Raw genomic sequence first — 22,864 nt, 5'->3', positions numbered from 1 at the left:
TGAGGGGGTTGCGAGGCGGTTACGTATGACTTACGTATCACTACAGACGCATGCGGGCCGGCACCGGGATCATGCCGGGACGACACCGGTGCCGCCGGGCCCGGCGGAATGAGGGGCGAGCCGTGTTCTACCACCTGCTGAAGTACGTGCTGCTGGGCCCCCTGCTGAGGCTGCTGTTCCGGCCCCGGATCGAGGGCCTGGAGAACGTGCCGGCGTCGGGCCCCGCGATCGTGGCCGGGAACCACCTCTCCTTCTCCGACCACTTCCTGATGCCGGCGATCCTGAAGCGCCGCATCACCTTCCTGGCCAAGGCGGAGTACTTCACCGGCCCGGGGCTCAAAGGCCGGCTCACCGCGTTCTTCTTCCGCAGCGCCGGGCAGATCCCGGTGGACCGCTCGGGCAAGGAGGCCGGCCAGGCGGCGATCCGGGAGGGTCTCGGGGTGCTGGGCAAGGGCGAGTTGCTCGGGATCTATCCCGAGGGGACGCGCTCGCACGACGGGCGGCTGTACAAGGGCAAGGTCGGCGTCGCCGTGATGGCGCTGACGGCGGGCGTGCCGGTCGTGCCGTGCGCGATGATCGGCACGTTCGAGGCCCAGCCGCCGGGCAGGGTCGTCCCGCACTTCCACCCCGTCACCATCCGCTTCGGCAAGCCCCTCGACTTCTCGCGCTACGCCGGCATGGAGCGGGAGAAGGCGATCCTGCGGGCCGTCACGGACGAGATCATGTACGCGATCCTGACCCTGTCCGAGCAGGAGTACGTCGACGAGTACGCGGCCGTCGTCAAGTCCCGGCAGAGCGCGGAGAAGGCCGGGAAGGAACGCAGGTTCCCGCGCGCGCCGCTCGGTTGAGCGACCGGCCGGCTCCGCCGCACCCCCCTCTGCCGACGGCAGAACGTCCGCGCCCCACGCCGCCCGCACACCTAGGCTCGCCGTATGAAGAAGGCTGTGGTGATCGGGGCGAACGGGCAGATCGGCCGTCCGACGGTGGACGCGCTGGCGCGGGACGGCTGGGAGGTGACGGCCGTCTCGCGCAGCGGCGGCCGCGACGCCGCGTGGGACGAGGGGGTACGGACGGCCCGCCTGGACCGCGCCGCCGACACGGCCCCTTCCGCTCTCTCCGCGCTGGTCGGCGACGGCTGTGAGCTGCTGGTCGACGTGGTGGCCTACGACGCCGCGCACGCCCGGCAGTTGACGTCCCTCGCGGGCCGCGTCGGCTCGGCGGTGGTGATCTCCACCGTGTCGGTGTACGAGGACGGATCCGGACGGAACTTCGACACGCTGCGCGATCCGGAGGGCTTCCCGGTCTTCCCGGTGCCGGTTCCCGAGGGCCAGCGGACGATCGCCGCGGGCGACACGTCGTACAGCACCAGGAAGGCGGCGCTGGAACGAGAACTCCTCGCCACCGCCGCGGAGTTCCCCGTCACCGTGCTGCGGCCCGCCGCGGTGCACGGGCCGTACAGTCCGCTGCCGCGTGAGCTGTACTTCGTGAAGCGGAACCTCGACGGCAGGCGCGAGCGCATGGTGGCGTACCGGGGCGAGAGCCTGTTCCATCCGTCGAGCGCCCGCAACATCGCCGAACTGGTGCGGCTGGCGGCGGCGCGGCCCGGTACCCGGGTGCTGAACGCCTGTGACGGTGAGACGCCGACGCCGGCCGAGATCGGCGCGGCCATCGACGCGGTGATGGGCACGACGACGCGGACGGCGTTCCTCGACGGACCGCCCGAGGGCTCCGTCGGCAGCACGCCGTGGTCGGTCCCGCTGCCGGTCGTCTGCGACATGTCCGCAGCGGAGCGGGAGTTGGGGTACCGGCCGGTGGTGACGTACGCCGAGAGCCTGCCGGAGACGGTGGCGTGGCTGACGGACACGCTCGCCGCGCGGGACTGGCGGGAGGCCTTCCCGTTGCTCGCCAACGCGTACCCGGACCTCTTCGACTACGCGGCCGAGGACGCCTGGTTCGCGAATCGAGCGGCATGAGCTGCATGAGTGAGGGGCGGCCGGACGGTGGTGCTCCGGCCGCCCCTCGTCACCGTACGGTCCCGGTCACGGCTTGGGCGTGGCGTGCGGGCCGCAGGTCACGTCCGCGCCGTCCAGCTTGCCGTCGACCAGGTAGGCGTCGACGCGCTGGTTGATGCAGGGGTTCACCAGGCCCGTCACACCGTGGGAGCCCGCGTCCTTCTCGGTGATCAGACGGGAGCCCGCGAAGCGCTGGTGCAGCGTGACGGCGCCCTCGTACGGGGTGGCGGCGTCGCGGGTGGACTGCACGATCAGCACCTGCGGCAGGCCCGTGTGGGTCGTGACGTGGACCGGGTTCTGCTGCGTGACCGGCCAGGTGGCGCACGGCAGGTTCATCCAGGCGTTGGCCCAGGTCATGAACGGATAGTCCTTGTTGAGCCGGGTGTTGTCCCGGTCCCACTTCCGCCAGCTGGTGGGCCACTTGGCGTCGGTGCACTCGACGGCCGTGTAGACGGCGTTGCCGTTCTCCGCGGAGATGTTGCCGGCCGTGTTGGACAGGTCGGGGGCCGCCGCGTCGACCAGTGCCTTGGTGTCACCGGCGACGTACTTGCTGAACACCGTGGCGGTCGGCACCCACGAGGAGTCGTAGTACGGGGCGTTCTGGAAGAAGGAGATCAGCTCGGCCGGGCCGACGACCCCACCGATGGGGTTCTTCTTGGCGGTGGCGCGCAGTTCGAGCCACTTGGCCTGGACGGCCGCACGGGTGGTGCCGAGGTGGAAGGAGGCGTCGTTCTTCGCGACCCAGTCCTCCCAGTCCTTCCAGCGGCCCTCGAAGGCGACGTCCTGGTTCAGGTTGGCCTGGTACCAGATGTTCTCGCGGGCCGGGTTGACCACGCTGTCCACGATCATGCGGCGCAGGTGGCCCGGGAAGAGGGTGCCGTAGACGGCGCCGAGGTAGGTGCCGTAGGAGACACCGAGGTAGTTGAGCTTCTTCTCGCCGAGCGCCGCGCGGATGACGTCCAGGTCGCGGGCGGTGTTGGGCGTGGTCATCTGCTGGAGCATCGCGCGGCCGGTGCGGTCCAGGCAGCCGTCCGCGTACTGGCGGGCCAGCTTGCGCTGGGCCAGCTTGTCCGCCTCGGAGCCGGGCACCGGGTCCATCTTCGGCGCCTTGACGAACTCCTGCGGGTCCTCGCAGGAGATGGGTGCCGAGTGGCCGACGCCGCGCGGGTCGAAGCCGACGAAGTCGTAGGCCTTGGCGACGTTCGCCCAGACGGGGTTCTTGTTGGTGACCCGCGTCGGGAAGCGCATGCCGGAACCGCCGGGGCCGCCCGGGTTGTAGACGAGCGCGCCCTGGCGCTCGGCCTTGGTACCGGTGTTGCCGATGCGGTCGACGGCGAGCTTGATCTGCTTTCCGTACGGGTGCGTGTAGTCGACGGGCACGCTGACCCAGCCGCACTGGATCGGCTTGGCCAGACCCCAAGCGGCAGGACAGTCCTGCCAGTTGATGCCCGCCCTGGCGGCGCGGGCGGCGGCGATCTCGGCGCCCTTGGCCGCGCGGTCCTGGCCGGGCCGGCCGGTGGCGCCGGCGGCGCTGGCCGCGGGTGCCGACACGGCGCCGGCGATCAGGGTGGCGGTGACGAGTGCTCCGGCGGAACCGAGCGCCAGCAGGCGGCTCTTCGGTCTGTTGTCCCTCAAGTGGGCCCCTCCCCCTACATATGCATCGCTGCGAGTCGTCAAACGGGGATCCTCTCGGCTGTGAGCCGACTGTGAACAGGGGGCATCTGCCATCTTTACCAATCCGATAACCGGACGATCATGTCCCGTTGACCGGTACGTACGTCCCGCGGTGACCGGTAGGCACCTCACACGGCGAGCAGCGACCGCGCTTCCTCCAGCAGCCCCCGCAGCCGCAGCGCGTCCGGCGCGACGGCGCTGACCAGGGCCGCGGGTCCCGCCAGCGGTATCAACGCGGCGCATTCCCCCAGGGCCTGCGCCCGGACCGGCCGCTCGGCGAACTCCGGCCGTACGACGACGAGTTGGCCGACACTGCGGTGTCCTGCCAGGACCGCCGGGCCGTCCCAGCCGCCCGGGGCCCCGGGGCCGCAGGACAGTTCCTGGTCCAGCACGGTCCGGCCCGCGACGCGTACGGTCAGCCGGCTGGTGAGCCGGCCGGGCTCCTCTCCGGCCCGGCCGAGGACCTGCTCCTCGCGCAGCACGAGGCGTGCTCCGGCGGCGAGTTCGGCGCGGGTGGTGACGTGCAGGTCGCTGCCGCCGGCCGAGATCAACTGCTCGGGCAGCCAGTGCAGTTCGGCGCCCTCGGCCACGTCGAGCCGGACGTCGTAGCAGGCCTCGCCCTTGCTCTGGCCCGGCAGCGCGATGGTGGCGGCGGCCGACCCGACGTGCAGTCGGGCGCCCTCGGCGACGGACGCCGAGAGCGCCAGGCGGTCGCCGCCGAGCGGACCGCTCATCGCGCCGACGACCATGACCCTGGCCTCGGCGCCGGTGGACCGGACGCGGCGCAGGGCCAGCGGGCCCGCACCGTCGAGCACGGGCAGCACCGTAGCGCCGCGGCCGTCGGCACGGGCGGCGATGCGCGCGTGGGCCCGGACGCCGGCGGCGGTCACACCGTCCACGCGACGAGCCGTTCCCGGACCCAGGCGGCGACGTCCGCGACCCCGTCCCCGGCGCGCAACGACTGGAAGACGACGGGGAGTTCGGCCCGCTGGGCCTTGGCGTCGGCGGCCATCCGGGTGAGGTCGGAGCCGACGTACGGGGCGAGGTCCGTCTTGTTGACGACGAGCAGGTCGGCGGTGGTGACACCCGGGCCGCCCTTGCGCGGGATGTCGTCGCCGCCGGCCACGTCGATCACGAAGATCTGCGCGTCCACGAGCCCCTTGGAGAAGGTCGCGGTGAGGTTGTCACCGCCGGACTCGACGAGGATCAGGTCCAGCGGGCCGACCTCGTCCTCCAGGTCCTCCACGGCTTCGAGGTTGGCGGAGATGTCGTCGCGGATCGCCGTGTGCGGGCAGGCTCCGGTCTCCACGGCGGTGATCCGCTCGGGCGGCAGCACGGCCTCCCGGAGCAGGAACTCGGCGTCCTCACGGGTGTAGATGTCGTTGGTGACCACGGCGAGGGACAGCTCGTCGCGCAGCGCCCGGCACAGCGCGGCGACGGTCGCGGTCTTCCCGGACCCGACGGGTCCGCCGAGCCCGATGCGCAGCGCACGGTGCGTGCCGTCGGGCCGGTGCGCGTCCGCGCTGACGGCGGCGGGGCCGGAATGGGTGTGATCGAGGTGCATGGGTACGGCTCCTAGGGACCGGGAGGTTGGTTCGATGGGGGGCGGCGTCCCCGGGCTGTCGCTCGTCAACCGGCCGCGCCGGTCGGGTGGTTGGGCCAGGTCATGACGCGAACAGGCGGACCGGCCAGGCCGCGTGCCACTCCGCGCCGACCTCCAGCAGGGGGCCGGACGCCGCGGGCAGCGCGTCGACGCCTTCGGCGGCGGCTCGCCGTGCCGCCTCCACCGCCCTGTCCGCCACGCGGTCCACCTCCGGTGCCAGTCGCGCCAGCACGCCGGTCGCGTCGAACGGGTCCAGGCTCAGCAGGCGCACGGTCGCCGTCGCCGGCCCGCTCACGCTCTCGTACGCCGCGCAGTACGCCGCGTCGTCCGGGCCCAGTCCGGCCATCCGTGCGGCCAGTCCGAGCACCACCGGCTGGTGGGCACCCTTGGGGAACTCCCGGGCCAGCGCGTCGAGTTCGGGTGCGGGCCAGCTCGCCCGGGCGGCCCGCAGCAGCTGGCGTCCGAGCCGGCGCGCGGCGGCGCGCAGCGCCGGGGAGGGGGTGCGGGCGTCCGCCGCCGCGTCCAGTTCCCGCACGTCCACGCCGAGTACGGCGGCCGCCGCGAGCGCGCCCGCGACCAGCCCCGCGGTGTGCAGCCGGCCCCGGCAGAAGTCCTCCAGGTGCCCGGCACCGGTGATCCGGCCCGCCTTGACGGCGGCCTCCGCCCCGCCGGAGTGCGCGTGCCCTCCGGCGGGAAAGCGGCCGTCGGCGAGGACCAGCAGCGCAGCCCTGCTCATCAGAAGAGGAAGTAGCGCTGGGCCATGGGCAGTTCGGCCGCAGGTGTCGCCTCGACCAGTTCGCCGTCGATGTGCACGGCGAAGCTGTCGGGGTCGATCCGCACGTCGGGCCGGGCGTCGTTCTCGCGCATGTCGGCCTTGGTGACCTGCCGGGTGGACTCGATCGCCACGAACCGCTTGCCGAGCTGGAGCCGCTCCGGCAGCCCGTCCTCGATCGCCAACGGGGCCACGAAATTCACCGAGTTGGCGGCCGGGGCGCGGCCGATCGCGCCGTACATCGGGCGGGGCAGGATCGGCTGCGGGGTGGGGATGGAGGCGTTGGCGTCGCCCATCTGCGCGTACGCGATCTGCCCGCCCTTGAGCACGAGGAGCGGCTTGACCCCGAAGAACGCGGGCTCCCACAGGACGAGGTCGGCGAGTTTGCCGGTCTCGACGGAGCCGATCTCGGCGGCGAGGCCCTGGGCGAGCGCCGGGTTGATCGTGTACTTGGCGACGTAGCGCCGTACCCGGTGGTTGTCCGCGCGGCCGTCGCCGGGCAGGGCGCCCCGCCGGCGCTTCATGACGTGCGCCGTCTGCCAGGTCCGCAGGATCACCTCGCCGACCCGGCCCATCGCCTGGGAGTCGGAGGAGATGATCGAGATCGCGCCGAGGTCGTGCAGCACGTCCTCCGCGCCGATGGTGGACGGCCGGATCCGGGACTCGGCGAACGCCAGGTCCTCGGGGACCGCCGGGTTCAGGTGGTGGCACACCATCAGCATGTCGAGGTGTTCTTCGGCGGTGTTGACGGTGTACGGCCTGGTCGGGTTGGTGGAGCTGGGCAGCACGTTGGCCTGCGAGACGACGGTCATGATGTCCGGCGCGTGCCCGCCGCCGGCGCCCTCGGTGTGGTACGAGTGGATGCCCCGGCCCGCGATGGCGGCGAGGGTGTCGCCGACGAACCCGGCCTCGTTCAACGTGTCGGTGTGGATGGCGACCTGAATGCCCGTCCGGTCGGCCACGGTGAGCGCGGCGTCGATGACGGCCGGGGTGGAGCCCCAGTCCTCGTGCAGCTTCAGGCCGGCGGCGCCGCCGCGGATCTGGGACAGCATCGCCTCGTGGCTGACGGTGTTGCCCTTGCCGAGGAAGCCCACGTTGACGGGGTAGGCCTCCATCGCCTCCAGCATCCGGGCCAGATGCCAGGGTCCGGGCGTCACGGTGGTCGCCTTGGAGCCCTCGGCCGGGCCGGTGCCGCCGCCGACCAGGGTGGTGATGCCGGAGGCGAGCGCCTCGTCGGCGATCTGCGGGCAGATGAAGTGGACGTGCGCGTCGATCGCACCGGCGGTCAGGATCCGCCCGTTGCCCGCGATGATCTCGGTCTCGGGGCCGATGACCAGGTCGGGGTGGACGCCGTCCATGGTGTCGGGGTTTCCGGCCTTGCCGAGCGCGGTGATCCGGCCGTCGCGGATGCCGACGTCGGCCTTGACGACGCCCCAGTGGTCGATGACGACCACGCCGGTGATCACGGTGTCGGGGGTGCCGTCGGCGCGGGTGGCCCGGGACTGGCCCATGGACTCGCGGATGACCTTGCCACCGCCGAAGACCGCCTCGTCCCCGGAGGCGCCCGGGCCGCCGGAGCGGTCCTCCTCGATCTCGATCAGCAGATCGGTGTCGGCGAGCCGGATGCGGTCACCGGTGGTGGGGCCGAAGAGGTCGGCGTAGGCGCCGCGGGAGATCTCAGGCATCGAGGGAGCCTCCGGTCTCCCCGCGCAGCCCCGGCACGATCCGGGCGCCGGCGAGGGGGACGAGTTCGACGTCGACGGGGATGCCGGGCTCGAAGCGCACGGCGGTGCCGGCGGCGATGTTCAGCCGCTTGCCGCGGGCGGCGGCGCGGTCGAACTGAAGGCCGGGGTTGGCCTCGGCGAAGTGGTAGTGGGAGCCGACCTGGACGGGCCGGTCGGCGGCGTTGAGGACGGTCACACGGGTGGCCTCGCGGCCCTCGTTGTAGGCAATCGGGCCGTGCGCGAACAGAACCTCTCCGGGAATCATCACGGCGCCCTCAGATGATCGGCTCGTGCACGGTGACGAGCTTGGTGCCGTCCGGGAAGGTGGCCTCCACCTGGACGTCGTGGATCATCTCGGCGATGCCCTCCATGACGTCGTCCCTGGTGAGGATCTTGCGGCCGGAGGACATCAGCTCGGCGACCGTACGGCCGTCCCGGGCGCCCTCAAGGATGTGCGAGGTGATGAGGGCGACGGCCTCGGGGTGGTTGAGCCTGAGCCCGCGGGCCCGGCGCTTCTCGGCCACGTCGGCCGCCACGTGGATGAGCAGCCTCTCTTGCTCGTGCGGGGTCAGTTGCACGTCCCACCTCACAGTCCTCGCTCCGGACCGTACGGGGTCCGGTTGCCGCAGCCACCACGACGGAGACAGGTCTAACACACCGACAAATACCAGGATTGACGGCAATCCGGGCAGAAAAACCGCTGGTGGCATGGATCGGCAGGTTAGTTCGTCGGAGTTTCAACGACGTTAACCAGACCTTGATCGCCCGATGACCGCAGGATGGTAAGCGACTTACCCGTTCATCCGCACGGGTCAGGACACACCGGGCCGCCGGTGCTCGGCGGCCATGCCGGGCCCCCGGTGCTCGGCGGCGAGCCCGAACCGCTGCTGCCGTTCGCGCGGAGCGGAACCGGCCTCGTGCAGCCCCGACACGGAGCTGATCACCTGCTCCTCCGCGGCCGGCTCGTCGAGCGCGTCCAGCCGCTCCAGGTCACCGGCCGAGACCAGCGCGACCAGCGGCTTCCCATGCCGTGTCACGACGACGCGCTCACCGCCGTACACCACCCGGTTGATCAGGTCGGCGAGCTCAGCCCTGGCTTGCGTCACCGGAATCTCGTAGGCCATGACCCTAGTTTACGGGTCGCCCGTGACGTCCATCAGTTCTAGGGAGGGCGGGAAAAGGCCAGGTCAGATGTCTTTCGGCTGTCGTCTCACACAAGGTCTGTGAGAAATGTGTGAGACGACGGCCGTGCCGGCCAGTACGCCCGTACACAGGACGAATCCTCACCCCGCGGGCGGTGGCCTGGCACCTGTTGTCCAGTTCGCAACCTTGTCGGCAAGTAGTTCGGCCTTCACCCTTTCCTGGTCAGCTGACGATCAGAGGGGGGTGTGCCGACCGCCTGATCGGAGAGCACGACATGACCGCCGACATCAAGCAGCCCGCCTTGCCCCGCCACGGTCGGATGGCCGGGCCGAGGGTCGCGTGATCGTGGATCCACCCGGCGAGGGCGGCGGCCGTTGCGTCCGTGTCGACAGTGAGACACTGGGCACCGGGTACAGCCTGCGCGACCTGTCGGTGTTCCTGGAGCGTGCCGGCCTGGAGAGGTTGGACGTGGTGGACTTGGTGAACTCGCCGCTGATCGAGTGGCGGAGTGGCGGGCCGGAGGTTTGGCCGGAGGTGGAGTGACGCTCGGCAGTCCCGGTTTGACCCGATGACGGCGTGGCTCACGCTGCGGGTGTGCTCCCGTGGCGCCCGAGGTGCGCAACGCGCAGCAACACCGCGGCCGGGATCACGGGTCCTGCCTGCGCTTTCCCGGCTCGCTGTGCACTGCGGCACGGAACCCCCTCTTCACTGTGTGCAACTCGGCACTCCACACGATGCGTTGCCAACCCTAAGAGCTGTCCCGCACATAGTTGGCGGGGCGGCGGCACCAGGTGCTGAGCGGATACTCGCGAGACTCCGGCGTGGCAGCTGTGGCAGCCTGCGGGCATGCCAGAGCTGCGCGTTCATGCAGGCCGCCACTACGCCGTCCAGTTCCACTACGCGTTGCCGGACGACGCCTGGCGTGTGGAGCTGAGCGAGGCCGTGCCTGCGCCAGCTGCGTGGGCTGAGATTCCCAACGCACAGACCCACCTGCCCGGAGCTGCCTTCATGGTGGCGGTGATACCCGACGAGGACCCGAACTTGGTGCCGGCCGTCCACATCCACAGCCACGACGAGCACGTCATCCCCTACGAGATCATGCGCTGGTTCATGGAGCAGGTGGCCGAGCAGGTCGAACGCTGCCGCCTCGCGTTTGAGCAGGGAGCTCCTGAAGCGGTGGAATGATCATGCAGTGACTGGTGTGATCACGGCGTCGGAGCCTGCCTGGACAGCCCCGTTCAGCGGACTGAGCCCGCGACAGTTCGGCAAGCTGATCACGGCGTTACGACGCGAGGGTGCAGATCCCGTTCGCAAGGGCCGGCCGTGGAGCCTTCCGCTGGAGGACCGGGTCCTGCTGGTCGCCGCGTACTGGCGCACCAACCTCACGCTGCGGCAGCTGGCACCGCTGTTCGGGGTATCGAAGTCGGCCGCCGACCGCATCATCGACCACCTCGGCCCCTCGCTCGCGCTCCAGCAGCGCAAACGGTTCCGCAAGGACACCGTCCTGATCGTCGACGGAACCCTGGTCCCCACCCGGGACCACAGCATCGCCGAGCAGTCGAAAAACTACCGGTACTCCGCCAACCACCAGGTCGTCATTGACGCAGACACCCGACTGGTTGTCGCCGTCGGCCGACCGCTGCCCGGCAACCGCAACGACTGCAAGACATGGGAGCTGTCCGGGGCGAAAGCCGCCGTCGGCAAGACCACCGTCATCGCGGACGGCGGCTACCGCGGCACCGGCCTGGTCATCCCACACCGCCGAGAGAAAGGCCAGAGCGAACTCCCGGCCTGGAAGGAGGAACACAACGCCTCCCACCGCAAAGTCCGCGCCCGCGTCGAGCACGCCTTCGCCCGCATGAAGACGTGGAAGATCCTGCGCGACTGCCGCCCCAAGGGCGACGGTGTCCACCACGCCATGCTCGGCATCGTCCGCCTGCACAACCTCGCCCTCGCCGGGTGACCGAGAAGACGAGCAGGGTCGGCCAGCACGCCGTAGATCATTTACGGGACAAGGCTTGGACTCGCAATGGACTCGCCCACCCGGTTGATCGCGCACATGACAAGACGATGTACCCCCGACAGCGAGCTTCGCTGTCCTGCGGATGGTTTTTGACAGTCTGCTCAGATCCCCGGTTGATTCAACACGCCTGGTGCCGGGCTGCCACCGGTTTCGGCACGGCTGTCTGAGCCGGTCACGAGCGAGTCGGCATTATGACGTCCACGGTGAACGATCTCGATATTCCCATGCTGCTATACCGAACGAATGACACAGTGCCAGGCATGGTGACATCCCCACTTCTGCGACAGCTCGCCCGCACCCGCCGCTTCACCCTCGGTGCGCCCGCCCGTTTCACCGTGGCGCCGGACGGTACCCGTGTCCTGTTCCTGCGGAGCCGGGCCGGGGACGATCCGATCGGGTGCCTGTGGAGGATCGACCTGGCAACCGGCGCGGAGCGGTTGCTGGCTGACCCCGCCGGGCTGCTCGGCGACGCGACCGATGGGGTGCCGGAGGAGGAGCGCATCCGGCGCGAACGCGCTCGGCAGCAGGCCGCTGGGATCACCGACTACGCCACCGACACGGCCGCTCAGGTGGCTGCGTTCGCCCTCTCTGGGCAGCTGTGGGTGGTGGATACCGGCTCCGGCGCCGTCGGGCAACTGCCCGCCCGGCAGCCGGTGGTGGACCCGCGCCCGTCCCCGGACGGCCGGAACATCGCCTACGTCTCCGGCGGCGCGCTCCGGGTGATCGGCGCCGACGGCAGTGGCGACCGAGCGGTGGCCGCGCCCGAGCCGGCGGAAGGTCCGGACGTCTTCTTCGGCCTGCCGGAGCATGTGGCGAGCGAGTCGATGGGCCGCTACCGGGCGTACTGGTGGGCACCGGACGGGGAGCGGATACTGACCACCCGGGTGGACAACCGCGAGGTCAGGCTGTGGTACATCACCGATCCGGCCGACCCCGCCAAGCCGCCGCGCACGATGCGCTACCCGCAGGTCGGTACTGCCAACGCCGAGGTCACGCTCTGGGTCGCCGATCTGGCGGGCAACCGCACCGAGGTCCGCTGGGACCGGACCGGCTTCGAGTACCTGCCCGCGGCCGGCTGGGACGGGCACGGTCCGTTCGCCGCCGTACTCAGCCGCGACCAGCGCACGCTCCAGGCACTGGCCGTCGACCCGGCAGACGGTACGACCAGCCTCCTGGCCGAGCGGCACGATGAGCACTGGGTGGAGCTGCTGGTGCCCGGAGTGCCCGCGCGGACAGCCACCGGCCTGCTCGTCGACTACCTCGACCGGAACGAGACCCGGCACCTGAGCATCGACGGCACGCCGGTCACGCCGGACGGCCTGCAGCTGCACGAGGTGCTTGCGGTGGACGGCGAGACGGTGCTTTTCACGGCGGCCGCAGAACCCACCGAACGCCATGTGTGGAGGTACCGTCCGGGCCAGGGCATACACCAGTTGACCGAGCAGCCGGGCGTGCACTCCGGCGCATTTGGCGGCGGCACGTTGGTACACACCACGCGCACGCTGGATCTGCCGGGCTCGCACACCGCTGTGCACCGCCTGACCGAGGACGGCCGACCGGAACGGGATGGCCCCGCGCCCGTCGAAATCAGCTCGCACGCCCAACGCCCGCTACTGCAACTGCGTGTCGAATCCGCCGCCGTAGGGCCGCGTGAACTGCGCACACACCTCTTCCTGCCGTCGTGGCACAAGGCCGGTGATGCCCAGCTGCCGGTACTGGTCGATCCCTACGGCGGCCCCGCCATGCAGAAGGTGATGGCCGAACAGACCTCTCACACCCTCGTCTCGCAGTGGTTCGCCGAACAGGGCTTCGCGGTGCTGGTGACGGACGGCGCCGGCACACCCGGACGCGGGCCGCGCTGGGAGAAGGAGATCTTCGGTGACCCGATCGGCCCGACCCTGGACGACCAGGTTGCCGCCCTGCACGCGACCGCCGAGCGCCACCCGGAGCTGGACCTCGACCGGGTCGGCATCCGCGGCTGGTCGTTCGGCGGGATGCTGGCCGCCGCCGCGGTGCTGCGCCGGCCCGACACCTTCCACGCCGCAGTGGCCGGCGCTCCGCTCGCCGACCAGCATCTCTACGATGCCTGCTGGAAAGAGCGCTTCCTCGGTCTGCCCGACCAATACCCGGAGCACTATGAGCTGTCTTCGCTTCTTGCCGACGCTCCAAAGCTCAGCCGCCCGCTGCTGCTGATGCACGGACTGGCAGACGACAACGTCTTCGTGGCCAGTACGCTGCAACTCTCCAACGCTCTGCTGGCCGCGGGGAAGCCGCACGAGGTGCTGCCGCTAAGCGGGATGACACATGCCGCACCGACCAACGACACGTTCGCCCGGCTACTGGGGCACCAACTGGAATTCCTCCAGCGGCACCTGGTCGACCGCCCCGCCACGATGCCCTGCTAGACCCGATATTCACAAAGCTACGAGCTCGTAACACGATCTTGTTGAGGTGTCCTGGTCGGGCGTGGCCGGTGTGCTGATTCGGCCGTTCGTGAGGTGTGAGCACTCGGCCATGGATCGTGGACCGCCGACGTGGTCGGAGAGCTTGCCCACCATCAGCAGCGCCACAAGCAGCGTGATCGCGAAGATCGCGGTCAGTGTTGCCCTTGCCGATTACCTCATCCATGCAGGTGGAAGTGGGTTTCGGTGGCAGTCGCGGGTGGCTGAGTCGGTGCTCTCGCGTGATCGGCGGTGGTCGCGGCATGATGATCGGCCGTGCTGCTGAGACTGGCGTACCTGGGCGTGACGAACGCGTTCGCGATGCTGCGGCTGCTCCCGGTGAGTGCTCCCGGGAAAGATGTCGAGATCCTGGCCCTGCGCCATCAGATCGAGGTTCTGCAGCGGCAGCTGAACGGGCAGCGGGTCCCGTTCGACGCGGCCGGCCGGGCGTTCCTGGCGGCGCTGCTCCACGGCCTGCCCCGGGAAGTGCTGGGCGGGATGCGGCTGCTGGTACGGCCGGATACGGTGCTGCGGTGGCACCGTATCCGCATCGCCCGCCGGCACGCCGCCCAGTCCCGGCCCAAGCGCGGAGGGCGGCCGCGCACCGTGTACTCGATCCGGGCGCTGGTACTGCACCTGGCCAGGGAAAACCCAGGCTGGGGCTATCGGCGCCTGCACGGCGAGTTGCTCGAGCTCGGGGTAAAGGTGGCGGCGTCCACGGTCTGGGAGGTCTTGAAGGAGGCCGGCATCGACCCGGCACCCGAACGATCTGCCACCTCCTCGGCGGACTTCCTGCGGTCCCAGGCCAACGCGCTGCTGGCGTGCGACTTCTTCGAGACCGTCGCGCTGTCCGGGGCGCGGATGTACGTGTCCGCCGTCATCGAGCACGCCACCCGGCGGATCCGCATCCTGGGCGCCACCGCCCACCCCACCGCCTCCTGGGTCACCCAGGCCGCGAAGAACCTCGTCATGGACCTGGAGGACACCGGCTGCCGGGCGAGATTCCTGATCCGGGACCGGGACGGGAAGTTCCCCGCCCTGTTCGATGCCGTGCTCCAGGACGCGGGGATCGAGGTCCTGCTCAGCGGTGTCCGGATGCCCCGCATGAACTCGGTCGTGGAAAGGTGGGTGCAGACCTGCAGGCGAGAACTGCTGGACCGGACCTTGATCTGGGACCAGCGCCATCTCCTGCACGCCTTGCGCGAGTTCGAGCGGTTCTACAACGGGCACAGACCCCATCAGGGCATCAGCAACGCCCGCCCACTGCAACCGCTGCCGGAGCCGATCACGGATCCGGTCCAGATGGCCCGCCTCGACATACGTAGACGCGACCGCCTCGGCGGCATCCCCCACGAGTACCAGCACGCTGCCGCGTGACCTTGCCCGGACGAGGCCGCGTCGTTGGTGTCAGCGTCGTACGTCGTGCTGGTCCACCTCGCCCAGGACGCGGGCGACGGTGGCGAAGTCGTTGTCACGGTGCAGGACGGTCAGGCCGTGGTGCGCGGCGGTCGCGCAGAGTACGAGGTCGATTACTCCGGCCGCGCGATGCTCTCCGCCCTGGGTCAGCTTGTACTGTGCGCGGTCCACCCAGCGCCATACGTCCTTGGGTACGTGCACCGTGCCGAACAGGTCGTTCAGGTCGGCCTCTATCGCGTCGCGGTCGGCCGGTCCGGTGGCGCTGAACAGGATCTCTGCCTGTGTGGCCTCGCACATGCCGATGGCCCCGGTTTCCATCTCGGCGTCCCAGCGGCGCAGGCTGGCGGGATCGGTGGCCAGGTGGACGTAGGCGCTGGTGTCGATCAGGTACGCGATCACCTGGCCGCCTCGTCGGCGCCGCTTGCGGCGGCCTCGGCGCGCTGCGCGGCCTTACGCGCCTCCCACAGGCGCCGGGTGGTTTCGAAATCGCCGCGTGCTCCGCGTTCGGCCAGTCGCTCGGCCGCCTGGCGGCGCTTGTAGCGCTTGACGACCTCGGCGAGGGCAGCGTTGATCGTGTCCTTCTTGGTGGTGGTGCCAAGGAGTGCGGCGGCCTCGGCGAGGGTCTGGTCGTCCAGGTCGACGTTGGTCACGCTCACGATGACCACTCCCTTCAATGTGGATTATGTGGGAAGATCGCCCACCACTCACACATTGTAGCAACGCAGCGGACAGGTGGCACCCCGCCTGAGAGGGTGGCCGAGCCGAGCGCGACGGAAGAGCCCTCACCAGCGCGGATGGATTTTCGGCAGGCACAACGTCCGGCGAGGCCACAACGTGGCGGGCTCCGCTCCCGTGCTGCTCGGTGAACGCGTTGACCACGCCGCGTGGCAACGAGTCCACCTCGGAGACGATCCGGTACACCAGCGAGTTGACCTGGGCGGTCTGCCCGGGCATCTTCACCACGGTCGTCGTGCCGGCGGCCAGGGAGCGGATCAGGAGGACGACCGGCGAGTTCCAGGGGACGATGATGCCGGCCACGCCGCGGGCCTGGCGGAGCACCATCGAGAACACACCCGGGGCCACTTCCAGGGCGCGGCCGTAGTCGGTCCGTACGACGGAGGCGGCGAAGCGCAGCTTTGAGGGCACCATCTCGGCTTCGAACCGGGCGTGCTGTTTGAGCTTGCCGTTCTCCAGGGCGAGGGCCTCGACAAGGTCGTCGGTGCGGTCGGCGAAGGCGTCGGCCATCTCGTGCAGGGCACGGGCGCGCAGATGCCGGTCGTCCTTCCACTCAGTGTTCTCGAAGGCCCGCTTGGCCGCGGCCACGGCCTGTGCCGCGATCTCCGGTCCGCCGTCGGCGTAACGGCCGATGACCTCGCCCGTGGCAGGGTTGATGCTGTCGTGGTACGTGCCCGAGTCGACCCACTCGCCGTCGATCCAGTGCAGGGCGGGCGTGGTGGAAGTCATTTCTCTCCAGGAGGCGGGACGTGCAGATGTGACGGCATGCCGGGTCCGGCTCGGGCCTGTGCCGCCCTGAGCCGGATGGAACCGGACGAGGGGACGCTCAGCGCGTGGTGAAGCCTCCGTTGACGAAAAAGACCTGTCCGTTGGCCCACCAGCCGTCGGTGAGCAGGAACTTCACCCACGGCACGATGTACTCGATCTTGGTCAGGTCGCCGTTCATGGCCTGGGCCTTCAGGTAGGCCACGGAGTCGTCGGTCTCGGCCGGGTAGAAGAACCCGGTGTCCATCGGGCCCGGCGCGATGGCGTTGACCGAGATGTTCCGTCCGAACAGCTCCTTCGACAGCGCGCGGTTGAAGTCCTCCACGGGTGCCTTGCTGCCGGCGTAGACCGAGTACAGGCCGGTGTAGCCGGCGAGCAGCGAGGTGATGATGGTGAGGATCTTGCCGCCGTCCTCGATCCGCTTCGCCGCTTCCTTCATCACGAAGAAGGCGGCCTTGGAGTTCACCGCGAACATCCGGTCGTACTCTTCCGGGGTCACCTCCACCAGCGGTTTCTTGATGACCATGCCGGCGGTGTTGACGCTCGCGTACAGCGAGCCGAAGCGGTCCACGACCTCGTCGAAGGCTCGCCCGGCCTGCTCGGGCCGGGTCAGGTCGGCCTGGAGCGAGAACGCCTCGCCGCCCTTCGAGGTGATCTCGTCCACCACGGCCTGGGCCTTTGCGGCCGACGAGTCGCTGTTGTAGTGCACGGCTACCCGCGCACCGGCATCGGCCAGCGTCCGGCTGATGAGCGCGCCGAGGTTGCGTGAGGCACCGCCCACGAAGACGGCCTTGTTCTCCAGGGTGTTGGGGACAGAGGTGGTCATGGGTGACTCCTTGCGCCGTCGAGGGTGTTCAAGGGGTGAGGACAGCCCGGTAGCAGGCTCGGCTCATGTTCTGGAAGGTGGCCTCCGCCTCTTCGAGGGGGTGTGGCTCCACCATGGGCCGGATGTCGTGCAGGGCCGCGAAGGTCATGGCGTCCTCGCTGTCCTTGGCGTGGCCGCTGTACCAGCCGACGACCCGGCGTCGGCCGAAGACCAGCAGGTCCGGGGGGACCGGCACCGGTTCGTGGTCGGCAGCGATGATCATCAGCTGGCCGTTGGGCCGAAGGCCCTGGACGAGGTCGGCCTGGGCAGGGCTGGAGCCGACGGTGGAAAGGACCGCAACCGCGCCGCCGAGCCGCGTCAGGGCCTCGCCGGCGCTGGCCTCGGCACTGTCGATGTAGTCATGCGCGCCCAGGTGTCCGAGACCGCCGATGCCGTGGATGGCGACCGTGTCGCCCGGTCCCGCGCCCGAGTGTCGCAGCGCGTTGAAGACCGTGATGCCGGCGCACATCAGCGGCGCGGCCTGCTCGAAGGAGATCTGCTGCGGGATCCGCGCCAGGACGTCCTGCGGCGCGACCACGTCCTTCACACCTCCCTCTCCGCTTTCGACTTCGTCGAACCGTTTCCTTGTCGCGGGCGTGATCGACGACGCTCTGACGGAGGGTCTCCGCAGTTCATTCTGGTGCCGACGCATCGATTCTGCGACGGGAGGAGGCCAGGGAGGGAACAACAATCTCACGGCCGGTCACAACGAAATGCTGTGACCGTTACCGACGACGGCACGACCGCCGCGTCACCCGGCAGTCATCAGACGCCGCAGCCATTCCCTGAGCAGTGCGGCCTCGGCAGCGGTGAAGCCGTGGAGTTCCTCGGGCAGCGCCGCTTCGAGCGCGATGGCGTGTGAGGCGAGCGGGCTGTCAGCGGATGCGGGAAGCGGGTCGGTGGTCACTGCAGCCAGCACCGTCTCGCGGGTGCCCGTGGACAGGTCGAGATCGCGCGCCTCGGGTGGTGCGGTGATCAGGCTCAGGGTGACCCCGACGCTCGTGGCCTGGATCATCTGGGCGGCTTTCGGTACCTGAAGGCGAAGCCGTCCCGCCCGCGCCACACGTTCCAGCATGCCGATGAGCACGCCGAACGTCCGGGCCGCCGCCTCGGGCACCTCGCCGGGGCGCACCGTGCCGTACATCAGGGCGTAGAACGACGGGTGGGTCAGCCCGAACTCCACGTGCAGGTCCCAGCCCCGGCGCAGGTCGTCGACCGGGTCCGGGCTCGGGTCCAGTGACTTCTTGTCCTCCAGGTAGCGCTCGAAGCCGTAAGCGATCACAGCGTCGATCAGCCCCTGCTTGTCACCGAAGAGCCGGTAGAGGGTGGGCGCCTGCACACCTGCTGCCGCCCCGACTGCCCGGGTCGACATGGCCTCGCTGCCGCCCTGGGCCAGCAGCTCCGCGGCCGCGGCCAGGATCCGCTCACGGGTGTCCGAAAAATTTTCTCCACTCACGGAATCAACGCTACAGGACCACTGTTAGCATCGGCACAACGGTGCTAACACGGATCCTTTAGCACTGATACATCCAACGGATTGGAACACCTGACGTGGACACCCGCATCCTCGGTACCGACGGCCCCGCCGTCTCCGCTCTCGGCCTCGGCCTGATGGGCATGTCGGACCTGTACGGACCCGCCGACGACACCGAGTCCGTCGCCACGATCCACGCCGCGCTCGACGCCGGCATCACGCTGCTGGACACCGGCGACTTCTACGGCATGGGCCACAACGAGCTGCTGCTCCGGGACGCCCTGCGCGGCCGCAACCGCGACAACGCCGTGATCAGCGTCAAGTTCGGCGCCCTCCGCGACGCCCTGGGCGGCTGGAGCGGCTACGACGGCCGCCCCGAGGCGGTGAAGAACTTCCTCGCCTACTCCCTGCGCCGCCTGGGCACCGACCACATCGACATTTACCGCCCCGCACGCCTCGACCCGAACGTGCCGATCGAGGAGACCGTCGGCGCCATCGCCGAGATGGTGCAGGCCGGGCTCGTGCGCCACATCGGCCTGTCCGAGGTCGGCGCGGACACCTTGCGCCGCGCGCACGCCGTGCACCCGATCGCGGACCTGCAGATCGAGTACTCCCTGATGTCCCGCGGCATCGAGGACGAGATCCTGCCCACCGCCCGTGAGCTGGGTATCGGCATCACCGCGTACGGCGTGCTCTCCCGCGGTCTGCTCTCCGGCCACTGGTCCAAGGACCGGCAGCTCGGCGGCCAGGACTTCCGCGGCATCAGCCCCCGCTTCCAGGGCGAGAACCTCGACCGGAACCTGGCCCTCGTCGACGCACTGCGCGCCGTCGCCGAGGCCAAGGGCGCCACTGTCGCCCAGGTCGCCATCGCCTGGGTGGCGGCCCAGGGCAAGGACATCGTTCCCCTGGTCGGCGCCCGCCGCCGCGACCGGCTCACCGAGGCCCTGGGCGCCCAGGCCCTGGTCCTCACGGACACCGAACTCGCGGCGATCGAGCAGGCCCTCCCGGCTGGCGCCGCCGCCGGCACCCGCTACGCCGCACCCCTGATGCACCACCTCGGCAGCGAGCGCTGACCCACCTCGGCGCCGCACGGACCGCGGTGCCGGCCCCACCCCTCGGGCCGACACCGCCCCCGACCACTTCTCACACCCCTCAGCGGGGATCACCACACGAAGGACTTCCATGGACCTGAAGAACAAGGTCGCCCTCGTCACCGGCTCGTCCCGAGGACTGGGCAAGGCCGTGGCCCTGCGACTGGCCGAACGCGGCGCCGACGTCGTGGTCAACTACGTCAGCGACAAGGCCGCCGCCGACGCCGTGGCGGCAGAAGCCCGCGCGCACGGTGTGAGCGCCATCGCCGTCCAGGCCGACGTGTCAAAGACCGACGCCATCGACCGGCTCTTCCGTACCACCCTCGACACCTTCGGCAAGATCGACATCGTCGTCGCCAACGCGGGCATCGAGAAGGTCAACATCCCCGTCACCGAGGTCACGGAGGGCGACTTCGACCTGCTCTTCCGCATCAACACCAAGGGCCCGTTCTTCGTCCTGCAGGCCGCCGCACGGCACGTCTGCGACGGCGGGCGCATCATCAACGTCTCCTCCAGCTCGACCGCCCGCCCCCAGCCGGGCCTGGGCCTGTACGGCACCAGCAAATACGCGCCCAACTACCTGGTCCGCGTCCTCGCACAGGAGGTCGCCCACCGCGGGATCACCGTGAACTCCCTGCAACCCGGCCCCATCGACGGTGCCGGCATCTTCACCGGTGTCGCCGACGACGACCCGTACAAGAAGGCCCTGGCCGACAGCGTTCCGCTCGGACGCCTGGCCACCCCCGCCGACGTGGCGGACGTCGCCGGATTCCTCGCCTCGGACGAGTCCTTCTTCATCACCGGCGAGGAGGTCCTCATGAACGGCGGCTCCAGCAACTGATGCGATCACCGGCTCGACCGACTAGCCCGGGCACGCCCGTGACGTGCTGAGGAAACGCGCCGGTCACGGCCCGGATCGGGGCCCTGACCGGCCCCGATCCGCGCCACTGAACATCCCCGAGAAACACCCGCCTGTCCGGCGGTGCACCACCGCTTGGCCATTCCCCCTCCCCCACCGCGCGCCGCACCCCCCCACCACCCGGCGCCGACGGCCGCCCTCCCACCCATCTGTTCTTCGCAAGAGGGAATCCATGCCCACAACGTCGGTATCGCCGACCCCCACGCCCACCCCGACGCCCACCTCCACCCCGGCCCGGTCCGCCTCCCCCGGCCACGCAGCCGTGCTCGCCCTGATGTGCGCCTGTGTGGCCGTGGTGATGTCCGTGGTGGCCGCGGTGAACCTCGCAGTACCCCAGATGTCCGCCGGCTCGCTGCACCCTTCCGCCTCCCAGCTGCTGTGGGTGGTGGACGCCTACACCGTCGCGTTCGCCGGGCTGCTCATTCCTGCCGGGGCGTTCGGCGACCGGCACGGCCGCAAGGGCGCGCTGATGGCGGGACTGGCCGTGTTCGCCGCCGGTTGCCTGCTCTGCGCGGCCGCCCCCGCCCTCCCCGTTCTGATCGCCGGACGCCTGCTCGCCGGGGCCGGAGCAGCACTGGTCATGCCCGCCACGATGTCGGTGCTGCTCCACGTGGTCCCCAAGCAGAAGCGGCAGGCGGCAGTAGCCACCTGGACGGCTTCCACGGCGGTGGCCGGCCTGCTCGGCAACATCGGCGGCGCGGCAGTAGTGCAGTACCTGCCGTGGCAGGCGCTGTTCTGGGTGTACGTCCCGCTGGCTCTCGCGCTGATCGCCGCCGTCGGCGCCATCACTCCGCGTACGGCGACCAGCCCGGCCAACCTCGACCCGGTCGGCTCATTGCTGCTGCTCGCCGGATTCGTCGCCCTGCTGTTCGGGATCATCGAGGGCCCAGCCCTCGAGTGGAGCTCCACCGGTGTGCTGTGCGGATACGGCGCCGCCGTCGTCCTGCTGGCCATCTTCATCCGGTACGAGCTGCGGGTCGAGCATCCGCTGCTGGACCCCCGGCTGTTCCGGCTTCCATCGCTGCTGTCCGGCACGCTCGGCATCGTCGCCACCTTCTTCGGCATGTTCGCGCTGTTCTTCGTCAACGCGCAGTTCCTGCAGTACGTCAAGGCGTACTCGCCACTCCAGAGCGGTGTCTCCGCACTGCCGCTGGCCGTCACCATGGCCGTGGTCTCCCGGCTGAGCCCCCGCGCGGTCCGGCGTCTGGGCGCTCGGGCAGCGACAGTGACCGGCATGGCCGTGATCGCCTGCGGACTGGTGCTCCTCTCCTTCGCCGACGCCCGCACCCCCTACACCCTCTACGCGCTCTGGCTGGTCCTCATGGGATGTGGCGTCGGCCTGGCCGGCCCGGCACTGTCCCTCTCCGTCGTGTCCGCGCTGCCCAGCCACCGGGCCGGCGCCGGAGCGGGCCTGAACAGTGCCTCTCGGGAGATGGGCGCCGCACTCGGCGTCGCCGTGGTCGGCTCGGTCCTCACCTCCCGGTTCACCGGGCACCTGCCGCCGCCGCTCGCGGGGGCCCGGTCGACCGCCGACGCCCTCACGCAGGCGGCGCACCTCAGCGGCACCGTCCATCAGCAGACCGTCGCCGCCTTTGCTCACGCCGTCGCCGACGGCTACCGCACCGCGGCAGGCATCGTGCTGCTGGTCGCCATCCTGATCGCCATGCTGAGCGGCCACCGGGACGAGGCGCCGTGATCGTGACTCGCCACCAGAACGGGCGAAGAATCCATGTCACCAGCCCAACCATGTCGCGAGCACTCCGGCCGCACTTCCGTGAAACCGGCACAGGAACACGCCGGGCATACGCGCGAGCTGTGCGTCTGCGTGTGGTGCACCTCGGCGGATTACAACAACGGAGGCACGCACCTCGTTCATGGAGCTGATCTTCTGCCCCTGTTCGCCCCCGGTGTCACCACTGCCCCCCTACGGAAGGTGAGGACCTGCGGGAAGACCGGTCGACCGAGCCGGGAGCCGGGGCGCGCGGGTGACCCCCGTCAAGAGGGGAGACCACCATGCCGGTGTCAAGGCGAGTTGCAGCGGGCAGAAGGCAGTGGGCCCGGCGGCGACGCGGCGTTCGTGGCCACGCGTGAGCAGGGCGTCGTCGATCGGGTCGCGCAGGCGACTACGCCACGGGACGGGGACGTGTTCGGCGACCGCGTGGCGCTCGATGCCACGCATCAGCTGCTGGAGCCGTGACCGGACCGCG

The 22,864-nt window shown here is 70.2% G+C and carries 24 protein-coding genes and 1 pseudogene; 11 read left to right on the top strand and 14 right to left on the bottom strand.

Annotation, left to right across the window (positions count from 1 at the left end; genetic code table 11):
• The first annotated feature begins 122 nt into the window (after positions 1-122).
• Complete coding sequence (locus ACFC8N_RS15320; protein WP_356026972.1) at positions 123-848, top strand: lysophospholipid acyltransferase family protein; 726 nt, start codon at positions 123-125, stop codon at positions 846-848.
• A gap of 84 nt (positions 849-932) precedes the next feature.
• Entirely contained in the window at positions 933-1,973 is a 1,041-nt protein-coding gene (locus ACFC8N_RS15315; protein WP_376288396.1) for an NAD-dependent epimerase/dehydratase family protein, read from the top strand.
• A gap of 66 nt (positions 1,974-2,039) precedes the next feature.
• On the opposite strand, the gene ACFC8N_RS15310 is transcribed toward ACFC8N_RS15315, so the two are convergent.
• From ACFC8N_RS15310 to ACFC8N_RS15275, 8 genes are all read right to left on the bottom strand, one after another.
• Positions 2,040-3,647: an alpha/beta hydrolase gene (locus tag ACFC8N_RS15310; protein WP_376288395.1), complete on the bottom strand. Its 1,608-nt coding sequence runs from the start codon at positions 3,645-3,647 to the stop codon at positions 2,040-2,042.
• A 167-nt stretch (positions 3,648-3,814) separates the two neighbouring features.
• On the bottom strand, positions 3,815-4,576 hold the full coding sequence (locus tag ACFC8N_RS15305) for an urease accessory protein UreD (RefSeq protein WP_376288506.1): 762 nt from the start codon (positions 4,574-4,576) through the stop codon (positions 3,815-3,817).
• On the bottom strand, positions 4,573-5,250 hold the full coding sequence (gene ureG / locus ACFC8N_RS15300; protein ID WP_356026982.1) for an urease accessory protein UreG: 678 nt from the start codon (positions 5,248-5,250) through the stop codon (positions 4,573-4,575). Before ureG ends, ACFC8N_RS15305 begins: the two co-directional genes overlap by 4 nt.
• Before the next feature lie 100 nt (positions 5,251-5,350).
• Positions 5,351-6,025: an urease accessory UreF family protein gene (locus tag ACFC8N_RS15295; RefSeq protein ID WP_356026984.1), complete on the bottom strand. Its 675-nt coding sequence runs from the start codon at positions 6,023-6,025 to the stop codon at positions 5,351-5,353.
• Positions 6,025-7,746, bottom strand: coding sequence for an urease subunit alpha (locus ACFC8N_RS15290; RefSeq protein ID WP_376288394.1), 1,722 nt, complete (start codon positions 7,744-7,746; stop codon positions 6,025-6,027). Before ACFC8N_RS15290 ends, ACFC8N_RS15295 begins: the two co-directional genes overlap by 1 nt.
• Positions 7,739-8,050: an urease subunit beta gene (locus ACFC8N_RS15285; protein WP_356026989.1), complete on the bottom strand. Its 312-nt coding sequence runs from the start codon at positions 8,048-8,050 to the stop codon at positions 7,739-7,741. Before ACFC8N_RS15285 ends, ACFC8N_RS15290 begins: the two co-directional genes overlap by 8 nt.
• Positions 8,051-8,060: 10 nt before the next feature.
• The gene (locus ACFC8N_RS15280) at positions 8,061-8,363 is read right to left on the bottom strand and encodes an urease subunit gamma (RefSeq protein ID WP_356026992.1); all 303 of its coding nucleotides are present in this window, start codon (positions 8,361-8,363) and stop codon (positions 8,061-8,063) included.
• A 234-nt stretch (positions 8,364-8,597) separates the two neighbouring features.
• Positions 8,598-8,909: a type II toxin-antitoxin system Phd/YefM family antitoxin gene (locus tag ACFC8N_RS15275; RefSeq protein WP_356026995.1), complete on the bottom strand. Its 312-nt coding sequence runs from the start codon at positions 8,907-8,909 to the stop codon at positions 8,598-8,600.
• Between the two features lie 364 nt (positions 8,910-9,273).
• Here ACFC8N_RS15275 and ACFC8N_RS15270 point away from each other — a divergent pair, with 364 nt between their 5' ends.
• The 5 genes from ACFC8N_RS15270 (at position 9,274) to ACFC8N_RS15250 (ending at position 14,769) form a co-directional block, all read left to right on the top strand.
• Positions 9,274-9,471: a hypothetical protein gene (locus ACFC8N_RS15270; protein WP_356026998.1), complete on the top strand. Its 198-nt coding sequence runs from the start codon at positions 9,274-9,276 to the stop codon at positions 9,469-9,471.
• 303 nt (positions 9,472-9,774) lie between these two features.
• Positions 9,775-10,113 (top strand): hypothetical protein, encoded by a 339-nt coding sequence (locus ACFC8N_RS15265; protein ID WP_376288393.1) that lies wholly within the window; start codon positions 9,775-9,777, stop codon positions 10,111-10,113.
• A 7-nt stretch (positions 10,114-10,120) separates the two neighbouring features.
• Entirely contained in the window at positions 10,121-10,891 is a 771-nt protein-coding gene (locus ACFC8N_RS15260) for a transposase (protein WP_376288392.1), read from the top strand.
• 320 nt (positions 10,892-11,211) lie between these two features.
• Complete coding sequence (locus tag ACFC8N_RS15255; RefSeq protein WP_376288391.1) at positions 11,212-13,356, top strand: prolyl oligopeptidase family serine peptidase; 2,145 nt, start codon at positions 11,212-11,214, stop codon at positions 13,354-13,356.
• 312 nt (positions 13,357-13,668) lie between these two features.
• Positions 13,669-14,769, top strand: coding sequence for an integrase core domain-containing protein (locus tag ACFC8N_RS15250; RefSeq protein WP_376288390.1), 1,101 nt, complete (start codon positions 13,669-13,671; stop codon positions 14,767-14,769).
• A gap of 30 nt (positions 14,770-14,799) precedes the next feature.
• Here ACFC8N_RS15250 and ACFC8N_RS15245 read toward each other — a convergent pair whose 3' ends face one another.
• The 6 genes and pseudogenes from ACFC8N_RS15245 to ACFC8N_RS15220 form a co-directional block, all read right to left on the bottom strand.
• Positions 14,800-15,207 (bottom strand): PIN domain-containing protein, encoded by a 408-nt coding sequence (locus tag ACFC8N_RS15245; protein WP_356027009.1) that lies wholly within the window; start codon positions 15,205-15,207, stop codon positions 14,800-14,802.
• On the bottom strand, positions 15,204-15,464 hold the full coding sequence (locus tag ACFC8N_RS15240; protein ID WP_376288389.1) for a type II toxin-antitoxin system VapB family antitoxin: 261 nt from the start codon (positions 15,462-15,464) through the stop codon (positions 15,204-15,206). The genes ACFC8N_RS15245 and ACFC8N_RS15240 overlap by 4 nt, the downstream gene beginning before the upstream one ends.
• Positions 15,465-15,681: 217 nt before the next feature.
• A pseudogene (locus tag ACFC8N_RS15235) lies at positions 15,682-16,272 on the bottom strand (aldehyde dehydrogenase family protein); the annotation flags it as partial.
• A 97-nt stretch (positions 16,273-16,369) separates the two neighbouring features.
• Complete coding sequence (locus tag ACFC8N_RS15230; RefSeq protein WP_376288388.1) at positions 16,370-17,134, bottom strand: SDR family oxidoreductase; 765 nt, start codon at positions 17,132-17,134, stop codon at positions 16,370-16,372.
• Positions 17,135-17,162: 28 nt separating this feature from the next.
• Positions 17,163-17,720 (bottom strand): zinc-binding dehydrogenase, encoded by a 558-nt coding sequence (locus ACFC8N_RS15225; protein ID WP_376288387.1) that lies wholly within the window; start codon positions 17,718-17,720, stop codon positions 17,163-17,165.
• 204 nt (positions 17,721-17,924) lie between these two features.
• Positions 17,925-18,629: a TetR/AcrR family transcriptional regulator gene (locus ACFC8N_RS15220; RefSeq protein ID WP_362820273.1), complete on the bottom strand. Its 705-nt coding sequence runs from the start codon at positions 18,627-18,629 to the stop codon at positions 17,925-17,927.
• A gap of 95 nt (positions 18,630-18,724) precedes the next feature.
• Here ACFC8N_RS15220 and ACFC8N_RS15215 point away from each other — a divergent pair, with 95 nt between their 5' ends.
• The 4 genes from ACFC8N_RS15215 to ACFC8N_RS15200 all read left to right on the top strand — a co-directional run bounded on the left by ACFC8N_RS15215 (position 18,725) and on the right by ACFC8N_RS15200 (position 22,854).
• Complete coding sequence (locus ACFC8N_RS15215) at positions 18,725-19,720, top strand: aldo/keto reductase (protein WP_376288386.1); 996 nt, start codon at positions 18,725-18,727, stop codon at positions 19,718-19,720.
• Between the two features lie 109 nt (positions 19,721-19,829).
• Positions 19,830-20,579: a glucose 1-dehydrogenase gene (locus tag ACFC8N_RS15210; protein ID WP_376288385.1), complete on the top strand. Its 750-nt coding sequence runs from the start codon at positions 19,830-19,832 to the stop codon at positions 20,577-20,579.
• 250 nt (positions 20,580-20,829) lie between these two features.
• Complete coding sequence (locus tag ACFC8N_RS15205) at positions 20,830-22,353, top strand: MFS transporter (RefSeq protein ID WP_376288384.1); 1,524 nt, start codon at positions 20,830-20,832, stop codon at positions 22,351-22,353.
• 336 nt (positions 22,354-22,689) lie between these two features.
• Positions 22,690-22,854, top strand: a complete 165-nt coding sequence (locus ACFC8N_RS15200) for a hypothetical protein (RefSeq protein ID WP_362820277.1) — start codon at positions 22,690-22,692, stop codon at positions 22,852-22,854.
• Positions 22,855-22,864: the final 10 nt, after the last annotated feature.

This window comes from Streptomyces sp. NPDC055966 (assembly GCF_042269865.1).
In the GTDB taxonomy this organism is placed as follows: Bacteria; Actinomycetota; Actinomycetes; order Streptomycetales; family Streptomycetaceae; genus Streptomyces.
Note: the sequence above shows the minus strand (reverse complement) of the source record. Positions and strands in the feature narration are given on the sequence as shown.

What these genes read in the sequence shown, in the direction of transcription:
- ACFC8N_RS15315 (WP_376288396.1), top strand. Translation starts at nt 933, where the DNA reads ATGAAGAAGGCTGTGGTGATCGGGGCGAACGGGCAGATCGGCCGTCCG.
- ureG (WP_356026982.1), bottom strand. Translation starts at nt 5,250, where the DNA reads ATGCACCTCGATCACACCCATTCCGGCCCCGCCGCCGTCAGCGCGGAC.
- ACFC8N_RS15295 (WP_356026984.1), bottom strand. Translation starts at nt 6,025, where the DNA reads ATGAGCAGGGCTGCGCTGCTGGTCCTCGCCGACGGCCGCTTTCCCGCC.
- ACFC8N_RS15290 (WP_376288394.1), bottom strand. Translation starts at nt 7,746, where the DNA reads ATGCCTGAGATCTCCCGCGGCGCCTACGCCGACCTCTTCGGCCCCACC.
- ACFC8N_RS15285 (WP_356026989.1), bottom strand. Translation starts at nt 8,050, where the DNA reads ATGATTCCCGGAGAGGTTCTGTTCGCGCACGGCCCGATTGCCTACAAC.
- ACFC8N_RS15275 (WP_356026995.1), bottom strand. Translation starts at nt 8,909, where the DNA reads ATGGCCTACGAGATTCCGGTGACGCAAGCCAGGGCTGAGCTCGCCGAC.
- ACFC8N_RS15265 (WP_376288393.1), top strand. Translation starts at nt 9,775, where the DNA reads ATGCCAGAGCTGCGCGTTCATGCAGGCCGCCACTACGCCGTCCAGTTC.
- ACFC8N_RS15255 (WP_376288391.1), top strand. Translation starts at nt 11,212, where the DNA reads ATGGTGACATCCCCACTTCTGCGACAGCTCGCCCGCACCCGCCGCTTC.
- ACFC8N_RS15230 (WP_376288388.1), bottom strand. Translation starts at nt 17,134, where the DNA reads ATGACCACCTCTGTCCCCAACACCCTGGAGAACAAGGCCGTCTTCGTG.
- ACFC8N_RS15210 (WP_376288385.1), top strand. Translation starts at nt 19,830, where the DNA reads ATGGACCTGAAGAACAAGGTCGCCCTCGTCACCGGCTCGTCCCGAGGA.
- ACFC8N_RS15205 (WP_376288384.1), top strand. Translation starts at nt 20,830, where the DNA reads ATGCCCACAACGTCGGTATCGCCGACCCCCACGCCCACCCCGACGCCC.